Source organism: Pseudomonas sp. CFBP 13711 (assembly GCF_014842265.1).
Lineage (GTDB): Bacteria > Pseudomonadota > Gammaproteobacteria > Pseudomonadales > Pseudomonadaceae > Aquipseudomonas.
Genome location: NZ_JACYVI010000040.1, coordinates 1 through 720, shown reverse-complemented (window position 1 = coordinate 720; position 720 = coordinate 1). Strand labels below are relative to the sequence as shown.

The 720-nt window shown below is 57.6% G+C and carries 1 protein-coding gene; it reads right to left on the bottom strand.

The genetic code is table 11. From position 1 onward, the window contains the following. Nucleotides 1–720, bottom strand: a 720-nt coding sequence (locus tag IFT47_RS27295) for an IS5 family transposase (protein ID WP_192176557.1), incomplete at both ends; no start/stop codon positions are given.

Genomic DNA, 720 nt, shown 5'->3' with positions numbered 1-720 from the left:
CAACAGGCTGCGTTTGTTCAGCTTGGAATACGTGCTGCGCCGAGCCGCGATTTGCCAGATCACGTCACGACATTCGTGCTCTTCACGCTTCTCGACACCGGTGTAACCTGCGTCCGCATAGACCGCGTTTTCGTCCCCGTGGAGCAGTTCAGCGACTTGGGTGACATCGGCCACATTGGCAGCGGTGCCATGGACGTGATGAACCAGTCCCGACTCAACGTCAGCGCCGATGTGGGCCTTCATACCGAAGAAATACTGGTTCCCCTTCTTGGTCTGATGCATCTCGGGATCGCGCTCGCCATCTTTGTTCTTGGTCAAGCTTGGGGCATGAATAATGGTTGCGTCGACGATCGTGCCCTGACGCAATGACAGGCCTTTTTCCTGCAAATAACCGTTGATGACCGCGAGGATGGCAGGTGCCAATTGATGCTTCTCCAGCAAGTGCCGGAAGTTCATGATCGTGGTGTCTTCAGGGATCGGCGCGCTCAGTGTCAGATGCGCGAACTGACGCATGGGCGTGATTTCGTAGAGCGCTTCTTCCATGGCCGGATCGCTGAGGGAGAACCAGTTCTGCAGCAGGTGAATGCGCAGCATGGTTTCCAGTGGGTAAGGTTTTCGACCGCCACCGGCCTTGGGGTAGAACGGCTCGATCAGGCCGAGCAGACCTGCCCAGGGCACGACCTGATCCATCTCGGCAAGGAAGCGTTCGCGGCGGGTTTG